This window comes from Cytobacillus sp. IB215665, assembly GCF_033963835.1.
Classification (GTDB): Bacteria; Bacillota; Bacilli; order Bacillales; family SM2101; genus Nanhaiella.
The window spans coordinates 82,025-99,836 of sequence record NZ_JAXBME010000018.1 but is presented as its reverse complement, the minus strand read 5'-3'; the positions used below and the strand labels follow the sequence as shown (position 1 = coordinate 99,836).

The window sequence follows — 17,812 nt, the reverse complement described above, 5'->3', positions numbered from 1 at the left end:
AGGAACTACGGGGATAGCCTAATCAATTAGAAGCCGTTAGGTTTCCGTACTTAGGAATCCCCCACTTCAATCATGACCGTAAGGTCTGATAAGGGGTGGGTAGTTCAACAGCAAAAGGGTACGATTCTTTAAAGGTTGTCAATAACCAAACCATTTCTTATGTGGATTTAGCGGGTAGTGGGAACGAAACAGCAAATCATTTACAAGATAATCCAAGAATTACTTTCATGTGGTGTAGCTTTGAACAAAAGCCTCCCATTTTAAGAGCATATGGATATGGTAAAGTTATAAAAAAATATACAGCTCAATATTATACATGGATGGAAGATTATTATCCTAATATCCTGTCAGAGTCAGCTAGACAAGTTTTTGTCGTCGATATAGAAGCTGTTCAAACTAGTTGTGGCTTTGCTATACCCATAATGGAATACGTAAACGATAGGAATACATTAAGTGAATGGACAAAGAATAAGGTTTCTCAAGGGAAATTAGACGAGTATATTCAAAAAATGGCTCACGTTTAGATGAAAAATATCCTTTGAATAGATAACAACAGAAATAAATTGAATTTTTAATCATATGTATAGATTCAGAGTTTAAATGGAAAATATGGAATAATCCATATTCTTAACAAAGCTAAAGATAGAATTGTCTAATAAATATACAGCTTTTAATTCAGAAATGTAATGTGTAGCCATGGCAAACCAATTTAGATTTAAATGAACGTTTGTGGTTAATTGACAATTTATAGGTTTGCGTTCTCTCATTGCACTAGCATATAGTGTCACCAGGTGATAGGACATGAGTAAATCGTCTTAGTAAATCGTCTTCTCCGTTGAAGTTAGGTAAGAAACGTTTGGAACTATGAAATTTGAAGGACTTCTTATTTTCGTGTCAAAAAGGTTTATGGTGCAGTTATGTTGTATATATGGCAAATTATCAATAAATAGCTCACGAGTCATTAGACGGTATAAAAGATGTGGCTCGATCAAAAATATTAAGTAATGTCGTGTTTTTTTAAAACAATTGATTTATAGGTTTCTTTGCAGTGTTGATTCAGGAAAAATCTTCTTTCTTAAATTTAATGATACATTTCCATAGATTAAGTAAATATAACACATGGGTTTTCCATTGAAGATCTCTATGTGTTTTTTTGTTTTGAAGCTAGACTACTAACCGAATTTAATGGAGCAATACTTAACATAATGATTCATTGCCAACAGAAATAGAGCATAGCGAGATCTTAAAGAATAGGTTTCACAGTGGATATTTTGGACCTAAATAAGTAATTTTGTAACCACGAAGGATTGAAAGAAAAGTTTGATCAATAAGATTTTATACGGATAAAAGGTGGCAATACTTTTGTTCTTGCGCAATCAATGAGGTTAAGTGGTTTCGATGAAATTGTTAAATAATATTTTAGAGAAAAAAGAGATTTTCTATATGGAGGATATAATGCAGGCTGTTGTATCCTTGGCCCGACGCTAAAAGGGATTCATTTAGTACACGAACCTAAGCAGAAACCGTATGGGGAAGAACATCAAATTATTTGGGAAGAGGTCTACATATATTGGATTATGTAATTGCACCATATTACAAATCAGACAACCGAGAATCTAACGATATCGACAGAGCAGTTGAATATATGATAGAGAATTTATTTCTTTTTAAAGCATAGAAAGATGGAGAAGTATTATAGTTGAATGAATCTAAGTACTAAAGTTTAAAATAGCTCCGCTAACTGGCGCTTTAATTCTATAAGTATTTATTATAAATCAGGCTTTATATACTAGATTTATTGCATAATTTGAATATAGGTCCTTGATCTATATTCAAAAAAAGATAGTGCTGAAATAATATTTTTAATTTTAATTGAGATATACAATCTATTGCTCCTATTTTCATCAGATGCTCCCTTATAGACATTGCTTTGCGGTCTACAGCAGCAACACTGTGAACACCCTTTTTTGCAGGGTAGATATCCATATCATAATTGGATTAAACCGTGGTTAGAAGAAGTTCTATTATAAGCGTTGATAGCAGCAATCCCATAAATCTTGCTGAAGGATAGGATTGGAGGAACTGCTTTCAGAGGGAGAAAGACAAAGGGGGTCAATTGCTATGTTTGTAGCAGAAAATTAGATAAATCAACTACTTACCTAGATATGACCCATCAAATTTATAACTTCTATTATTAAAATAGCAATATATGGAATAGGGATTGGTGCTATACAAGAAATGATGACACCAAATACAAACATTGTATATACTATTCCCTTTCATCAAAATATGTATCGGACGATTGGGTTAGAAACAAGAGCCTTAAAATCAACTCCAACAGCTGTAGTAAAATAATAATTAAGCAATTTCCTTACTAGTTTTTTTGCTTAGAATGTATGTCAAAAATGATGTGTTATTTTGTTCCTAGTATTTATGATTTGTTTCTAACAAACTCCAAAAAGCCTGAAAATCGATACTATCAAGCTAAATTCGTGGAGTTTTTTCAGGAGAATAACTGACACACCCTTTTAATATCATTCATTTCATGTATATGCATTAATATAAGGTTATTAGGTTTTAAGATAATCCATTACATCAATGAACTTGGAAAATTAACATTTAACATGTTATCGGTCTATTTTAGTTTCGAATCAACTAACTTTTAGCATTTCTAAACTTTATAAATTGGTAGAAAATAAGGCTTAATAAAGCAGTTATTAGTAAAACTATTGCGATTGTTAATAATATGTAAGGATTAAATTCAATGAAGTTTTCTAACCCATATATTAACAAAAATAAGAATGCTGACAAAACAAACATTGACATCGAGATTAAGCGAATTAAATTAGTTCTAGTCTTGGCCAGCTGAAGAATTGTTGCCAAAATTAAAGAACTAACTAAAGAAATTAAAAATAAAGAAAATAATTTAGACATTTTGCTCTCCTCCTACTTAAAATAAAATGGTTTCTATTTTTCTGATAATAATTATTGTAATCTATTGATTTTATTTTGTGAATGACATATGTCATGTTTATTAAAGTTCGGGGGAAAATTTCAATTTTTTTTGCATACAAAGCGATATGTTAGGGAATTGGGTGAGGGGTGTGAACATATGGTTTGGAGGAGATGCACTAATTACCCCAGCCGTTATCAGATGTATTATCCCTTTATTTTTGATTTTTTACAATTTTGGGGTATAGGGAATGTATATAAATTTGATTTTATTCGTTGGAGTCAAAGATGGTTGAATGTTTCTATTGATGATGAGGAAATACACGAAGATGAGGTAGATGATTTTTTTGATTATCTCGTTAAACAACTAACAAAACAATAAACTTAAATAGTGATGAAAATCAACTTGGTCGACTACAAAGTCCTAAAAGATAAAGGGAGTACTTTTCACAATATAAAAAGATAGGTATATGAAATAAGGTTGAATCAAACATTTTGAGAATCCCACCATTGTGTGATTCTTAATTAGTGGGAAAAGATAAAATAATATACTTTCCTGCTAAGTCTTATTATTTTTGTCTTTTTATTCCAAATAATAGGAGTAATGTAATTAATATAAAGGTTATTAAGGATAAGAATGGAATAGTAATAAACCCTAACCAATTAATGTATTCATTGCTACAAGGAACACCATCAACACAAGGCTTTATTCCTCCAAAACCAGGAACTTTTTGCTCAATGTAGTGGAGTAAAGAAATAACAATCCCCAAAAACGACATTGGGAGCACGAACTTTTTAACATCTATATCACTTTGATAAGTAGCAATTCCTAAAATAAGTGTCAAAGGATACATTAAAATTCGTTGATACCAGCACAGCTCACATGGTACAAAGTCTTTAATTTCACTAAAATATAAGCTACCACTGGTAGCTATCAAAGACACTATCCATGCGAAATACAGAAATAAACGTTTGTTGCCCTTCTTATTAATTTGATTTTCCGTCTAATTCCCCTCAATCTCTTCTTCAATAATAGTCACAATTTTCTCGTAGTCAAATGGGTTCTCTATCAAAACACTATTAATTATTATTGTAGGAGTCATTTGTATTTGGTATGCATTTACTAGACTTTCAGCCAGATTAACTTCCTCGATAGTTGACTCTTCATTTATATCATTCTCTAACTGTTGTAAATCAATGTCTGTTGTCTCCATAGCAACTTTAAGCAGCTTTTCTGTAGTAATCCACTGTCCATCATGATTTTCTCCAGGTTGTTCACCGTATAGTTTCTTATGAAAATCCCAATAAGAATTGGAATCATGCCTGTAAACTGACTCAGCTGCAAGTGAACCTAGTGTAGATTCTTCACCATGAAATTGGACATTAATATAGGATAATTTCACAACTCCTTTATCAATATAATCTTTCTTTAATTTCGGATAAATATTTTCTCCCCACGATTTACAAGCTGGACATTTAAAATCACCAAATTCAACTATTGAAACTGGTGCATCAGCTTTCCCAACAGTGGGTTGAGTCTCAATAGGTGGATGTGAGGTCATATTCACATAGGATGATTGCTCTCATCATTAAAATAAATAATCACCCCTAGCAACCCTATCACAATTAACGGAAGTCCCATAAATCGTTTTATATTGGACGATGTATTGTTACTTTTTATCATATGTCACCTCTTCTATATATTTAATAGTTTCTACAATTAGAAATATCTAGTTGAAAAAGATTTTATAATTCCAAGAATATATAACAATTATTATATATGGTTTTATATTGTTAGATATTTTATAACATTTTACTTAAGTGGCTGTAAAATGAATTTTATGAATAGCCCTGATAGATTTAATTCATCCATATACATATAGTTGTTTTCTACAAGGTAAAAAATTCAATAAGTTGATTTATAACAATCTAATAAGGGTACGGCCTCTTCTATAATATGAAAATAATTAATGGACACTACAAAACAATCATTTCACAACTTCTATCGAATTATGTAGAATTGCCTTATCACTAGTCGTTAAGAATATTCTGACTAGTGATTTAAGATACAAGGGAAAGAATAGATTAGAAAAACCTAATCTTCAAGATGATTAATTCATATTAAATCTTTAAGGATATGAGGTATCATCATCAAAAAGAGCATTGATATCTCATAGAACAAAGTATGTGAAAAAATCTTATTTTTAGAGGGGTGAAGTTAATGAATAAGCTTAAGAAAACTACTATGGTATCATTATTGTCATTGGGTTTGTTAGTAGGTGCAGGTCAATTTGGCACAACAAGTGTTGATGCTGCTCCGACAGCATGTGGTGGTCAAACTGAGACACCATGTGACTGGTATTAATAAAAACTAAATAGTTTTTTAGTAAACGCAAGTAACGCAAAAATTATTCGACAAAAGTTGGTTGTTTTTGCGTTACTCTTTTTTCTTTGAAAAGTAAACAATAATTCATTCACCAGATATTTTTATAATTTTAGCCAGCCCGAAAAAATATAAATTATTCTATTTCTTCACCATCAATCATATAAATGGTCACTTGTTTTAACTCAAGATTAACCAAAGCTGAATAATTAGCTATGGCTCCATTAGGATCTTTAGAGGAAATAGCACTAATGGATATATCATCTGAATTTTCGAAAGAAGGACCACTTCCTAATGTGCTTGCAATCCCTATCGTATAATCCATATGCTCATTGATTGTTTTATTAGGAAATAACTCTTTAATATATTGTTCAGTTAAGTCAATGGCTTGTCTTTTCTGATCTTTCGAGAGATTTTGTTGGTCGATCGTTTCATTTACCTTCTCTAGTTTGTCTATAGTCCCACTGCAGCCTGTAATATATGCACTTAAAGAGAGTATGAAAATCATTCCCATAATTTGTTTTATTTTCATGAATTATTGCCTCCATTTTTATGGAATATAAGGATTGGAAATAAGATCTATCCAATCTATGAAAAAAACCAACCCCTGTTAGTTACTACTTTTGAACTAACATGAATATCATCTTATCTTTACATGTAAGCTATTCTTGACAATAGATCATTTACATTTTCGTTAGTTATTATTTAGGTCTTGAGCAATCGATTTCGGATTTAACATTGTAACGAAGATCGTGATCATGATGTCGATTATCTTTTTGATATCCATGACCTCCTTTCGTTTTCCTATGTATTTATTTTAAAAAAAGAATTGAATAGCAAACATGGCTTTACCTTTAACAGCTCTTACATATTTGTAAGGTTGTGTGAGTGAACAATTCTATGGTATAAAGTACCGATACAGGAACTGAGTTAAAACATTGAAAGCTTTGAAAGGAAGATAGAAGTGTCAACAATCTTAATCGTAGAAGATAATGACAAAATGAGAGAACTATTATCGGATTACTTAACAAAGTATGGATACAAATGTAAGAAGTTAGAGGATTTTGAAGAAGTACTCGCTGTATTTTTAGAGGTCAATCCTGATTTAGTATTACTTGACATTAACTTACCATATTTTGATGGTTTCTATTGGTGTAGACAAATCAGGAAGCATTCAAACTGTCCAATTATTTTTATTTCAGCTAGAGAAGGAACAATGGACCAAGTAATGGCCATTGAGAATGGTGGCGATGACTATATAACAAAACCATTTTCATTTGAAATTGTGACAGCAAAAGTAAAAAGTCAGTTAAGGAGAACTGTGGGGGAATATTCAACAAGAAAAGAAGAGAGAATTATTAATTTTAACGGGTTGAAGTATTATCCTGAAAAATTAGAAATATCGTTCCAATCAAAAACACTTGAATTATCTAAAAAAGAAGCTTTATTAATTGAGCTTTTGCTCGAACGCAGTGATAAGGTTACTAGTCGAGAAAGATTAATGGAAAAGATGTGGGATACAGATACGTTTGTCGACGAAAATACGTTAAATGTATACATCACTCGAATTAGAAAACGTCTAGAGGAATTTGGAATTACGGGAGCAATTGAAACAATTCGAGGGGCTGGTTATCGAATGAAAAATACTTGGAATCGACAGATATGAAAATATTTTTCCGTAGTCATTTAGCTCTGTTACTAATAGTCTTCGCACAAGGAGGTTTTACATGGCTATATTTTTGGTTTCTAGGATTTCAAGGATGGGGACATATTTTATATGTAAGCTCCATGCAATTATTATTTATATTTGCCTATTTAGCTTATCGTTGGATAGAGGATTATAAATTATATAAATGGATAAATTCAAATAATGAAAATAAGTTCATTCCAAGTTTTGGTACTAGCTATTTTACAAATGTTCTACATAGGAAAGTTCTTGAAGAGAAATCTATATATGATCAAATAATAATGGAGAACGATATAGCTATTCAAGAAAAAGTAACCTTTATGAACCAATGGGTTCATCAAATGAAAACACCAATCTCCGTAATTCACCTAATGATTCAAGATCAAGATGAAAATGTGTTTCAAGATATTCGAAAAGAACTTTATCGATTAGAAGAAGGATTAAAGACTGTTTTATATAGTTCGAGACTAACAATGTTTGAAAAGGATTATTTTATTGAAACTATTACGCTTCAAGCATTATTAAAGGAGATTTTGGAGGAGAATAAACGCTTGTTTATTCAATTTGGTGTATATCCAAATTTAATCTTAGATGAGCAAGATATTTCGATTGTTTCAGATCAAAAATGGATAAAATTTGTCATCGAACAAATACTATCAAATGCAGTGAAGTATTCAACTGGTAAATCGAATAAAGTTGATATCAAAGTAGTGAACAGTAATGAAAAAGTTATGTGTACAATCACAGATTATGGCATTGGCATTCCTCCTCAAGACTTAAAAAGAGTATTTGATCCTTATTTTACTGGGGTGAACGGAAGGAACTATCATGAATCTACTGGAATGGGACTTTATTTAGTGAAGGAAATATTACATAAGCTATCCCATAAATTTCAAATCTATTCTGAGGTTGATCACGGTACTTCATTTTCCATTAGTTTTAACGTAAAAGAATAGTGATTTTTGAATAATGATTATATGCTGCCTTGCTGTCTTAATAGTAAGGTTTTTTGTATACCGTTTATTTTAAATTTGAAAATTTTCACCTTACAAAAGTGTAAGGAGCAATTAAGGAAAATGTATCGCTCCGTATCCAACTCTTTTTTACAATACAGGTACAGTTAATCTAGGAGGTTTTATCAATGGAACATGTACTGTTTGCAAATAGTATCAGCAAAGTATACGATGTGAAAATTCCGTATCAAGCAATAACAAACGTCACGTTACATGTAGATTCGGGAGAATTCGTTGGAGTAATGGGTCCTTCAGGGGCAGGGAAAACAACACTATTAAATTTAATATCTACAATTGATTACCCTACATCTGGAGAAATCACCATCAATGGTAAACAACCACATAAATTAAAAAAAGAAAAGTTAGCACAGTTTAGAAGACGGGAGTTAGGATTTGTATTTCAGGATTTTAACTTACTAGATACATTGACAATAAAAGAAAATATAATTCTGCCATTAATTCTAGAGAAACAGAATCATTCAACTATTGAAGAAAAAGTAAATCATATTGCTTTAAAGTTTGGTATAACAAACATTTTAAATAAACGAACATTTGAAGTATCTGGTGGTGAAAAACAGCGTACGGCAATAGCAAGAGCAATTATTCATAACCCTTCTTTATTATTAGCTGATGAACCGACAGGTAACTTAGATTCCAAATCATCAAAGATGGTAATGGAAACATTCCTTGAAGTAAATAGTAAAGAGCTAAGTACTATGTTGATGGTAACCCATGATCCTTTTGCAGCCAGCTATTGTCATCGTGTTGTCTTTATCAAAGATGGTGAAATATATAATGAATTATATAAAGGAGCAAATCAACAAGTTTTTTTTCAACAAATTATCGATGTTTTGTCCATGCTAGGAGGGAATGTAAATGAACTTCTATCAACTCGCTTTTAGAAATGTTACAAGGAATATACGTTCTTATTTGGCTTTTTACTTCAGTAGTTCTTTTGCTGTTATGACCTTTTATATGTTTGCAATGTTTATTTTTCACCCAGCTTTAGATCGAGGCTATATTAATAACATTGCCAAAAAGGGAATGATAGCAGCTGAATGGATCATATTCGCCTTTTCAATTTTATTTGTTCTTTATTCTTTCGGTGCCTTTTTGTATATGCGGAAGAAAGAACTCGGTGTGTTAACAATATTAGGGACTTCTCCAAGACAAATGCGTCATTTATTAACAGTTGAAAGCTTAATCATCGGTCTTGCTTCCATTATTACGGGGATTGTAGGAGGTACTATACTAGCTAAGTTATTTTTTGTAGCTGGGAGCTACATCATTGATATGGACTCGTTAACATTATATCTCCCACTAAAAGCATTGGGGTTGACAATAGGAATCTTTACCTTACTCTTTTTTATCATTTCACAATGTACTTTCTTTTTTATTCATAGAAAAGCAACAGTGTCCCTATTAAAGGAGTCGAAAAAGCCAAAAAAAGAACCAAAAGCATCAATTATTTTAAGCTTTATTGGTTTAGTTGTACTATTTACAGGGTATTCGATGGCGCTTGTATCAGACATTAATATGACAACAGCCGTTATTATCTTAATTACAACTGTAATAGGAACTTATTTTCTATTTAGTCAATTAAGCGTTTGGTTATTAAAGCTAATGAAAAAAAATAAAAGATTTTATTGGAGAGGGTACAATGTATTGTTACTATCCGACTTAACCTACCGTGTTAGAGATAATGCAAGACTCTTCTTTATTGTTACTATCGTTTCAGCTGTAGCCTTCACAGCAACTGGTGTTCTGTCAGTATTTAAATCCAATTTAACTACTATGAGCACAAAATTTGAGATTGAATATCTTTCTTTTTCAGATAATGATAAAGAGAAAACCCATATCAATTATGTGAAGGAAAAACTTAAAGAAAATAACTATCATTATACTCTAGATCATATAGAGACAATTAGAGTAAATTATCAAAAAGAAGATGGACTAACTCCTCCTTTATTAATTTTTTCGATAAATGAGCTTAAAACACTATTCCCTGAATTAAAGAAAGAAGAACTTAAAAATGATCAAGGTATTTATTTTATGAATGCATTAGAAGTAAAGGGAAAAAAAGATATTCCTTCATCACTGAATTTAACAGATCAACTTCAAAATATTGAAGTAAAAAAGATAGAGGATCCGATATTATTCGTTAACCAAGCAATAGTCGTCAATGAAAACACATATGAAAAACTAAAAAAAGATCATGAAACCTCTACCCTTTATGGATTTAGCTATAAAAACTGGAAGGAAAGTGTAGGGTTAACTCAAAAAATAAAGAAGGAATTATTTGGTGATTACTCAAATATAGCTTTCAATTTGTCTACAAAGGCCTCGGTATATTATACGAGTGTACAACTCCCAAGCCTTAGTTTATTTATCGGTTTGTTTATAGCCATCGTTTTTTTCTTTGCAGCAGGAAGCTTTCTTTATTTTCGCTTATTTACAGACCTTAATGATGAGCGTAAAAAATATAGGGCATTGTCTAAAATTGGACTAACTGAACGAGAAATGACAAAGAATGTTACATGGCAATTGGGAACATTATTTTTCCTGCCGTTTATTTTTGCAACAATTCATACAGGGTTTGCGTTAAAAGTATTAGAAAGAGATGGCACTTCTAACGTTTTTGTTCCCTCAATGATAACCATTATGGGATTTTTTATCCTTCAGATCATCTATTTTACCGTTATTCGCTTTAGTTATTTGAAAAAATTAAAAGAAGGAGTTTTTAAATAAGAAAAGGACTGGGAGGTTTGTAATAAATGAAAAAAATAGTTGGAATTATAATCTTTTTTATCTTAATCTTCGGAGGATTCCTCATTTTACCTAATGAAATATCTGATAGGGTGAACCCACTAATACCAGCAGATGAAATTTATGTTCAAATCAATAAACAAGGAACACCTAGGAGTCCTGGTGGATATGATTATACCTTAAATGGATTGACAAAAGATGGAGAAGAAAAAGAAATAACTTTTTTTGCAAGTGGAAAACTCCGACCTAATGCCTTTTTAAAAATATATGCAAAAGGGAGTTATGTAGAAACTTGGGAAGAAGTGCACCCTGATAAATTGCCTGTGAAAGTAGAGAAAGGGTTTGAAGAGTAGATTAGTAAACATTTCAACGTGATTATGTCTGCTTAATAGGTCAGGAGGTAATATAATCTAGCTCAATTTAAAAAGGTTGTATAGTTTTGTGTTAACAGTTCACTATTATTCCGAAATATTCCATGACGGATGTCATTCACTCAATAATTATGAATGTAATACAATATTATATATCATCTTGAAGAAAGAGAGATAAAATACACAGTGTACAGGCCTCTAATGCTAATCGAATCGTAGAACAAATTTTAGCTGTAGAAGTAGTGAATAATGTGGAAGAGGTTAAATCAAATGAAGAAAACTATAGTAGATTGGTAGCATCAAAGTTAACCGTAGAGAATCTCGAAGCAGCAAGAGAAAGTCTAGAAGAAGCAGAAACTTTATTACAAGAGGCTTGGAACGGGACTTTTTATCATCTATCTTCATTAAGAGAAAGAATAGATAAGGCTAATTAGAATGAATAGTATGTAGTATTGATTCTAATCATAGTACTACGGTGAAAATCAATAATATAAAATCATTGAATCTATTTTCAGTGAAGTATTAAAGGTTATTTGCTGAAAATTAGATCATGAAAAAAGCTACAATATCAAATATATTGTTATCTGTCTTTTATTTCTTAAAAGATTATGAACAATCATATTTAAACCATTATACCCTACTAAGGTAGAGTAAGAGTATGGTAGAGTATTTGTAAAATCGCATATCTGAATGGGTTCAAAACTATTCAACCATTTCTTTCAAATAACTAATTTAATATGTTCAAAGATGATCACTTCCAATTGATTCAATTCATTATATTAATATAAAAATATGTATGTGAACTTGAAAAATATTATAACTACAACAAGAAAGAGGGCGATTATCTTGAAGATAGTTTTAATGGTATTTTTGGGGTTAATCACTATAAATATGATGAAAGAAATGTTAATTGACGATGAAAAGAAAATACAGATTCCAGTATTAATGTATCATACCTTTGAAAACAATGGTAAATTTCCATCGATAAATACTAGCGTAGCTAGATTCGAAGAACATTTGTTGAAGTTGAAAGAAAACGGTTATACATTTATCACATCTAAAGATCTAGTAGATTATCTAAATGATGAAATTAATTTGCCGGAAAAATCAATCTTAATAACAATCGATGATGGGTATGAAAGTGTTTATAATCATGCATTCCCTGTTCTACAAAAGTACAACATTATTGCCACCGTATTCCCGATTGCTAAACATATTGAAACAGGGGAGAGGTTAGGGCTTTCTATGATGAGTTGGGAACAACTAAGAGAAATGTATAGTTCAGGACTAGTTGAGGTGCAAAATCATACGTATGATTTACACTGGAGACTTAATGATGAATCGGGAAAAGAAGGACTAGTTATCCCTTACACTAAAAACGGAAAAAAATTAAGTGATTCTCAACATATAAACAAAATAAAAAATGATATTGAAAAAGCAAGTAAAACCATTGAGCAAGAGATAGGTACTGATGTTTTCGCTTTTACTTATCCATACGGTGCATATAATTTAACTTCTGAACAAATCGTAAGCAAGGAGCACATAATTATATTTACTACTGAAGTGGGATTAAACTCCAAGGGTGATAATCCTCTAAGAATAAAACGAATTAATATAAATAATAATTTAACAGGTGACGACATCATCAAAAAAATAAATTCTTTAGGAAAAACTAGGAGGTAGAAATGAATAGACCGAAAACTTTAGTTATCATCCCTGCTTACAATGAAGAAGAAGCAATTGACACTACATTATCTAGACTTCTGAAAGGAGAATATTCAAGAATTCGATAATTATGTAATAGATGATGGTTCAATTTTGGGTATTAGAAAAAGATAGGACTAAGTTTAGTATTTGATGCAATTTCGGTAGCTGATCCACTGCTTACTATGTAGCAAAGAGTTTATAAAGGAAATAAAACCCATTAACTACTTTAACTAAATAGAATGAATATTATGTCCACTAGCGTTTATTGTGTGATTTAGATTAAACTACAAATGTTATTATATTAATTAAAATGATATAGATAACTTTTGTAAGGGGTGTTTATTTATAGGCAAATTAAAGTAGACATCAAAGGGAATCTTGTCTTTAGCCTGATAGTAAAGTCTATCACGTAATTCGTGCTGTTATCAACATAATTTCTAGTGCCCTCAATGATTAATAGATCAATTAGTTTTTAAGGGATAAGTTTAGATGACTAATAGGTAACTTGAAGATGTCATTCAATGAATGGCTCATTTCTGAAATAAAAAGTGTACCATTTTTCATTTTTAGGATTGTCTTAATAGTGATAGTTTCAGATTTCATGAGATATTTTCATCAAACTTTGTTTTCAACCATCAGCCGATTCTGTTGTTTTATCTTCCCAAGCAGACCCCTTTGCGTGGGATTTTTTTGGTTTCAATATGATAGACTCCTTATCATAAAATTGAGTCCATTACAGAAACCTGCAATGTCAAGTATGGAAGAGTGAAATGACTCTTTTACGAACACTTTGATGCTGTTTCGTAATCGTAGGTGATGTTGTGTAATAAGGTGGAATGCCAATTTCAAGAACTTCACATGTGATTGACGCATCTCCTTGGTATTTAATTTAATTTAATTTATCATTATAGTCAACAATGTGATAATTCACCTTTTTACGAAGTGTAATCATCGTTTGTATCAAATAGGACAAAATTTTTCGTAGTTTGTTATTTCCTCCTTTATGAACCTTATCTTTATAAAATGTATTACCAAATTGATACCACATGATATCAATCCCTACATATGCATTTAATTATTTATGCATTTTAAAACACTGAAGGCCTCCCATCTATCCAATATATAGAAAAAGATGTAATACCTTGAATTCCACTCATTCTTTTGAAAGTTCAACCATTTGCTATACAAGCTGCTACTCTTTTTTTAAAAAAAAATACCGATACGTTTGGCTTAATCGAGTATTTATTCACATAACACATCTTCTTTCGACATTGCTGGATATGAATCTTTGACAGATTTAAGCAATGGATTTTATGATCTCTTAATCACTTGTTCTTTCATTGCTAGATACCAATCACGTTACATTATTAACCTTAACTCTATCTTGGGAATTGATAGAATACGGTTACATCCAATTATATTTAAACTCATTTAAAACTTTTTCAACACCCAATTCGTTTAACTAGATGAAGGGAACAAAATTGCTATCCTTTAAAGAGATCATAAAAGATATTCAAGTAGGTAATTAGCATCCACGGATATACTCTAAAGAGACATTATATGCATTTGATTATCGAAAAATAAGTTAAAAGACATAGCTTATGATTTATAACAAGAAAGGGGTGGTTTATTTAAGAAAAAAGGATAACTCAAATCTTCAAATCAACAAAGAGCTTGAACCTTTTTGGAAATTAGATAATTTTTTTGCCCAGTTCCCTAATGAGATTAAATGTTCCTAACAATTGATACTCATAGACCATATATACCAGATTTTTTATACAGCAAATAAAAAAATTACTAGAGGTGTTTCCCTTGAATCTAACAATTGTAAATGTTACTAAACAGTTTGGAAATAAATTAGCAGTAAACAATGTATCACTTGAATTAACAGCAGGTGTTTATGGTTTTTTAGGTGCAAATGGTGCTGGTAAAACAACATTAATGCGCATGCTCGTGACACTTATTAAACCGACTTCTGGACGAATTTTATATAACGGTAAGGATATTGAAGTGTTGGATGAAAAATATCGTGATGTCCTCGGCTATTTGCCTCAGTACATTGGCTTATATAAGACCTTTTCAGCTGAGAAATATTTAATGTACATTGCTTCATTAAAAGGAATTGAGAAGAATACAGCAAGGAAAAAGATTGATGAGCTATTAGAGGTTGTAAATTTAACCGAGCACCGGAAAAAAAAGGTTGGCAAATTTTCAGGTGGAGCATTGAAGAGTTGTATGAAGTAGGAACCGTATTTGTACATCTAGACTACCAAAAACATGGTTTTGGGACTTTACTATTAAACGTAATGTTTCTGACCTTTCTGAATAGAGGAATTATACAAGGGGTAGTGGACATTGATCAAGGCTGATTTCGCATTGATTGTTGCTTTTCGTTCTGAGATATAAGCACGAATATATCTAGTGTTCGTGGCATCTTTTCTTCTGTATTATGATGACTGACAAGATTAAACCACTTTTTATAGTACTACTTTGATAACAATAGCAACAAAGTTTACGAAATGAGCCTTAATCAAAAAGAAATTCGGCAAAATGTCAAATGTATGTTTTGTTCTTGAATTATGTACTCATACATCTGACCAATAAATGTGCAATTCATGATTCTGCATCACTTATCATTTAACATGTTCATATAATGTACAAACACTTCTGGCGTACTTCTGTCAGAAGAAAGGAGAATAAAACAATTGCACTCTCATATATTTGAACGTCAAAGACAGAAAATCATGCAATCTTATGGAAAATTACCACTCATGTTTTATGCAAACCATGGGCAGGTAGATGACCAAATAAAGTTTTATTGCAAAGGTAATGGCTTCCGATATGCATTTTGTGCAACAAAAGTGGTATTTACCTTGTTTGGGTCAAGTGATGATCAATCGATGCATAGTACCAACCAAGCTAACGAGAAGCATCAGGAAACAATCAAAGGTTCCACGGTAAATTGGACATTTTTACAGCCTTCTGATCAAATCAAAGTAGAAGGAAAAACGAAAACAGCTGGAACCGGGAATTTCTTTCTGAGTAATGACCCAAAACAGTGGCAAACCAAGGTCCCTATCTACAAAGATATTATTTATCGAAACGTCTGGCAAGGTATTGATTGCGTTTGGAAAGACGAGAAGGGCGACGTCAAGTATGATATGATCGTTCATCCACATGGAAGTATCGGGGATATACAAATTCTTTGTGAAGGGGTGGAATCCGTTGAACAGATTGAAGATGGCTCGTTACGTTTTCACACCCCTAATGGAACATTTCACAAATGTAAACCAATTGTATATCAAATCATCAATGGAGTGAGGAAAAGTGTAGTGTTACTATCGATATACATTAACTGAAGATAAAATTATCTTAGGATATGAGTTCCCTGAATCCTATGACACTGACCATACATTAATAATTGATCCAACTCTCTCATACTCCACTTACCTCGGAGGAGAAGGGATTGAGGCGGGATTTTCAATTGCTGTCGATGGCATGGGAAATGCATATGTAACTGGCGCGACCTCTTCAACAAACTTTCCGACAACACCAGGAGCTTTTCAAACTACATTAGATGGGTTCCTTGATACCTTTGTTACGAAAATAAATGCAACGGGAACAGCTCTGATTTATTCCACATACCTAGGGGGTAGTGATAATGAAATGGGGGCTGGGATTTCTACGGATACCAATGGGAATGCGTATTTAACAGGTGTAACCAATTCAACAAACTTTCCGACAACACCAGGAGCTTTTCAAACAATGCTTAATGGTGATAACGCTGCCTTTGTAACCAAAATAAATGCAACGGGAACCGATCTGATCTTCTCCACCTATCTGGGAGGAGATGGGGATGATGCAGGTAATGATATAGCATTGGATGCTCAAGGAAATGCGTTCGTAACAGGAAGAACAGAATCAACAGATTTTCCGACAACTTTTGGTGCCTTTCAAACGATGTTGATGGGAGTGCAAAGTGCTTTTGTCACGAAAGTAAACGCAAGTGGAACTGACCTAGTTTACTCTACTTACCTTGGGGGAGATGGGGGTGATGTAGGAATTGGTATAGCATTGGATGCTCAAGGGAATGCGTTCGCGACAGGTGTAACCAATTCAACAAACTTTCCAACAACACTTGGGGCTTTTCAAATGATGCTTAATGGTAATAATGCTGCTTTTGTAACTAAAGTAAATGCAACAGGAACTGATCTAATCTTCTCCACCTACCTCGGAGGAGATGGGGATGATGGATCTGCGGGTATTACGGTGGATATCCACGGGAATACATTTGTAACAGGAGTATCCACTTCAACAAACTTTCCTACTACGCTAGGTGCCTTTCAAACGATGTTGATGGGGGGGCAAAGTGCTTTTGTCACGAAAGTAAATGCAATGGGAACCGATCTGATCTTCTCCACGTACCTAGGTGGAAACAGTGATGATACAGGATTTGGTATTGCAGTGGATGCCCACGGTAATACGTTTGTGATAGGCACTACCGAGTCAACAAACTTTCCAACAACTGTAGATGCCTTTCAAACGATGTTAATGGGAGGGCAAAGTGCTTTTGTCACGAAAGTAAATGCAATGGGAACAGCTCTGATCTTCTCCACGTACCTAGGTGGAAACAGTGATGATACAGGATTTGGCATTACTGTGAATGCCCACGGTAATGCGTTTGTTACGGGATCTACTGAGTCAATAAACTTTCCGACAACTGTCGGTGCCTTTCAAACTACTTTAGCTGATTTAAGTGATGCGTTTGTTACGAAAATTACAGTCCCACCTCCACCTCCGTTGATTCCAAAGTGTTGTCAAAACCCATGTAAATGTAAAAGTACCAACATAGTAAACACTTCTCTAACCTCTAAAGTCAAAGGAATAGGAATTTATACATTGAAGATAACCAAAAGATATTAGACAATTATAA

Annotated in this window: 17 protein-coding genes; 13 read left to right on the top strand and 4 right to left on the bottom strand. The window is 32.3% G+C overall.

What is annotated here, in order from left to right:
- Positions 1-95: 95 nt before the first annotated feature.
- A complete protein-coding gene (locus SLH52_RS18805) occupies positions 96-524 on the top strand; it encodes a pyridoxamine 5'-phosphate oxidase family protein (protein ID WP_320210792.1) in 429 nt (142 codons plus the stop codon).
- Positions 525-2,655: 2,131 nt separating this feature from the next.
- Here SLH52_RS18805 and SLH52_RS18800 read toward each other — a convergent pair.
- A complete protein-coding gene (locus SLH52_RS18800; protein WP_320210791.1) occupies positions 2,656-2,934 on the bottom strand; it encodes a hypothetical protein in 279 nt (92 codons plus the stop codon).
- 178 nt (positions 2,935-3,112) lie between these two features.
- Here SLH52_RS18800 and SLH52_RS18795 point away from each other — a divergent pair, with 178 nt between their 5' ends.
- Positions 3,113-3,334, top strand: coding sequence for a hypothetical protein (locus SLH52_RS18795; protein WP_320210790.1), 222 nt, complete (start codon positions 3,113-3,115; stop codon positions 3,332-3,334).
- A gap of 187 nt (positions 3,335-3,521) precedes the next feature.
- On the opposite strand, the gene SLH52_RS18790 is transcribed toward SLH52_RS18795, so the two are convergent.
- Together SLH52_RS18790 and SLH52_RS18785 are read right to left on the bottom strand one after the other, a co-directional pair.
- On the bottom strand, positions 3,522-3,944 hold the full coding sequence (locus tag SLH52_RS18790; protein ID WP_320210797.1) for a disulfide oxidoreductase: 423 nt from the start codon (positions 3,942-3,944) through the stop codon (positions 3,522-3,524).
- Positions 3,945-3,956: 12 nt separating this feature from the next.
- Entirely contained in the window at positions 3,957-4,514 is a 558-nt protein-coding gene (locus SLH52_RS18785; RefSeq protein WP_320210796.1) for a thioredoxin domain-containing protein, read from the bottom strand.
- A 659-nt stretch (positions 4,515-5,173) separates the two neighbouring features.
- Here SLH52_RS18785 and SLH52_RS18780 point away from each other — a divergent pair.
- Positions 5,174-5,317, top strand: a complete 144-nt coding sequence (locus tag SLH52_RS18780; RefSeq protein WP_320210789.1) for a hypothetical protein — start codon at positions 5,174-5,176, stop codon at positions 5,315-5,317.
- A gap of 154 nt (positions 5,318-5,471) precedes the next feature.
- On the opposite strand, the gene SLH52_RS18775 is transcribed toward SLH52_RS18780, so the two are convergent.
- Complete coding sequence (locus SLH52_RS18775) at positions 5,472-5,867, bottom strand: hypothetical protein (RefSeq protein ID WP_320210788.1); 396 nt, start codon at positions 5,865-5,867, stop codon at positions 5,472-5,474.
- Between the two features lie 432 nt (positions 5,868-6,299).
- Here SLH52_RS18775 and SLH52_RS18770 point away from each other — a divergent pair, with 432 nt between their 5' ends.
- The 10 genes from SLH52_RS18770 (at position 6,300) to SLH52_RS18720 (ending at position 17,802) form a co-directional block, all read left to right on the top strand.
- Positions 6,300-7,001 (top strand): response regulator transcription factor, encoded by a 702-nt coding sequence (locus tag SLH52_RS18770; RefSeq protein ID WP_320210787.1) that lies wholly within the window; start codon positions 6,300-6,302, stop codon positions 6,999-7,001.
- Positions 6,998-7,978 carry a sensor histidine kinase gene (locus SLH52_RS18765; protein WP_320210786.1) on the top strand — a complete coding sequence of 327 codons (981 nt, stop codon included), beginning with the start codon at positions 6,998-7,000 and terminating at the stop codon, positions 7,976-7,978. Before SLH52_RS18770 ends, SLH52_RS18765 begins: the two co-directional genes overlap by 4 nt.
- Before the next feature lie 185 nt (positions 7,979-8,163).
- Positions 8,164-8,937, top strand: coding sequence for an ABC transporter ATP-binding protein (locus tag SLH52_RS18760; RefSeq protein ID WP_320210785.1), 774 nt, complete (start codon positions 8,164-8,166; stop codon positions 8,935-8,937).
- Positions 8,912-10,783: an ABC transporter permease gene (locus tag SLH52_RS18755; protein ID WP_320210784.1), complete on the top strand. Its 1,872-nt coding sequence runs from the start codon at positions 8,912-8,914 to the stop codon at positions 10,781-10,783. The genes SLH52_RS18760 and SLH52_RS18755 overlap by 26 nt, the downstream gene beginning before the upstream one ends.
- A gap of 26 nt (positions 10,784-10,809) precedes the next feature.
- The gene (locus tag SLH52_RS18750; RefSeq protein WP_320210783.1) at positions 10,810-11,154 is read left to right on the top strand and encodes a YxeA family protein; all 345 of its coding nucleotides are present in this window, start codon (positions 10,810-10,812) and stop codon (positions 11,152-11,154) included.
- Positions 11,155-11,423: 269 nt separating this feature from the next.
- Entirely contained in the window at positions 11,424-11,606 is a 183-nt protein-coding gene (locus SLH52_RS18745; protein WP_320210782.1) for a hypothetical protein, read from the top strand.
- A 412-nt stretch (positions 11,607-12,018) separates the two neighbouring features.
- A complete protein-coding gene (locus tag SLH52_RS18740) occupies positions 12,019-12,855 on the top strand; it encodes a polysaccharide deacetylase family protein (RefSeq protein WP_320210781.1) in 837 nt (278 codons plus the stop codon).
- A gap of 1,836 nt (positions 12,856-14,691) precedes the next feature.
- Positions 14,692-15,123: an ATP-binding cassette domain-containing protein gene (locus SLH52_RS18735; RefSeq protein WP_413785562.1), complete on the top strand. Its 432-nt coding sequence runs from the start codon at positions 14,692-14,694 to the stop codon at positions 15,121-15,123.
- Between the two features lie 461 nt (positions 15,124-15,584).
- Positions 15,585-16,238 (top strand): hypothetical protein, encoded by a 654-nt coding sequence (locus SLH52_RS18725; protein ID WP_320210780.1) that lies wholly within the window; start codon positions 15,585-15,587, stop codon positions 16,236-16,238.
- A gap of 7 nt (positions 16,239-16,245) precedes the next feature.
- Positions 16,246-17,802, top strand: coding sequence for an SBBP repeat-containing protein (locus SLH52_RS18720; RefSeq protein WP_320210795.1), 1,557 nt, complete (start codon positions 16,246-16,248; stop codon positions 17,800-17,802).
- The last annotated feature ends 10 nt before the right edge of the window (positions 17,803-17,812 follow it).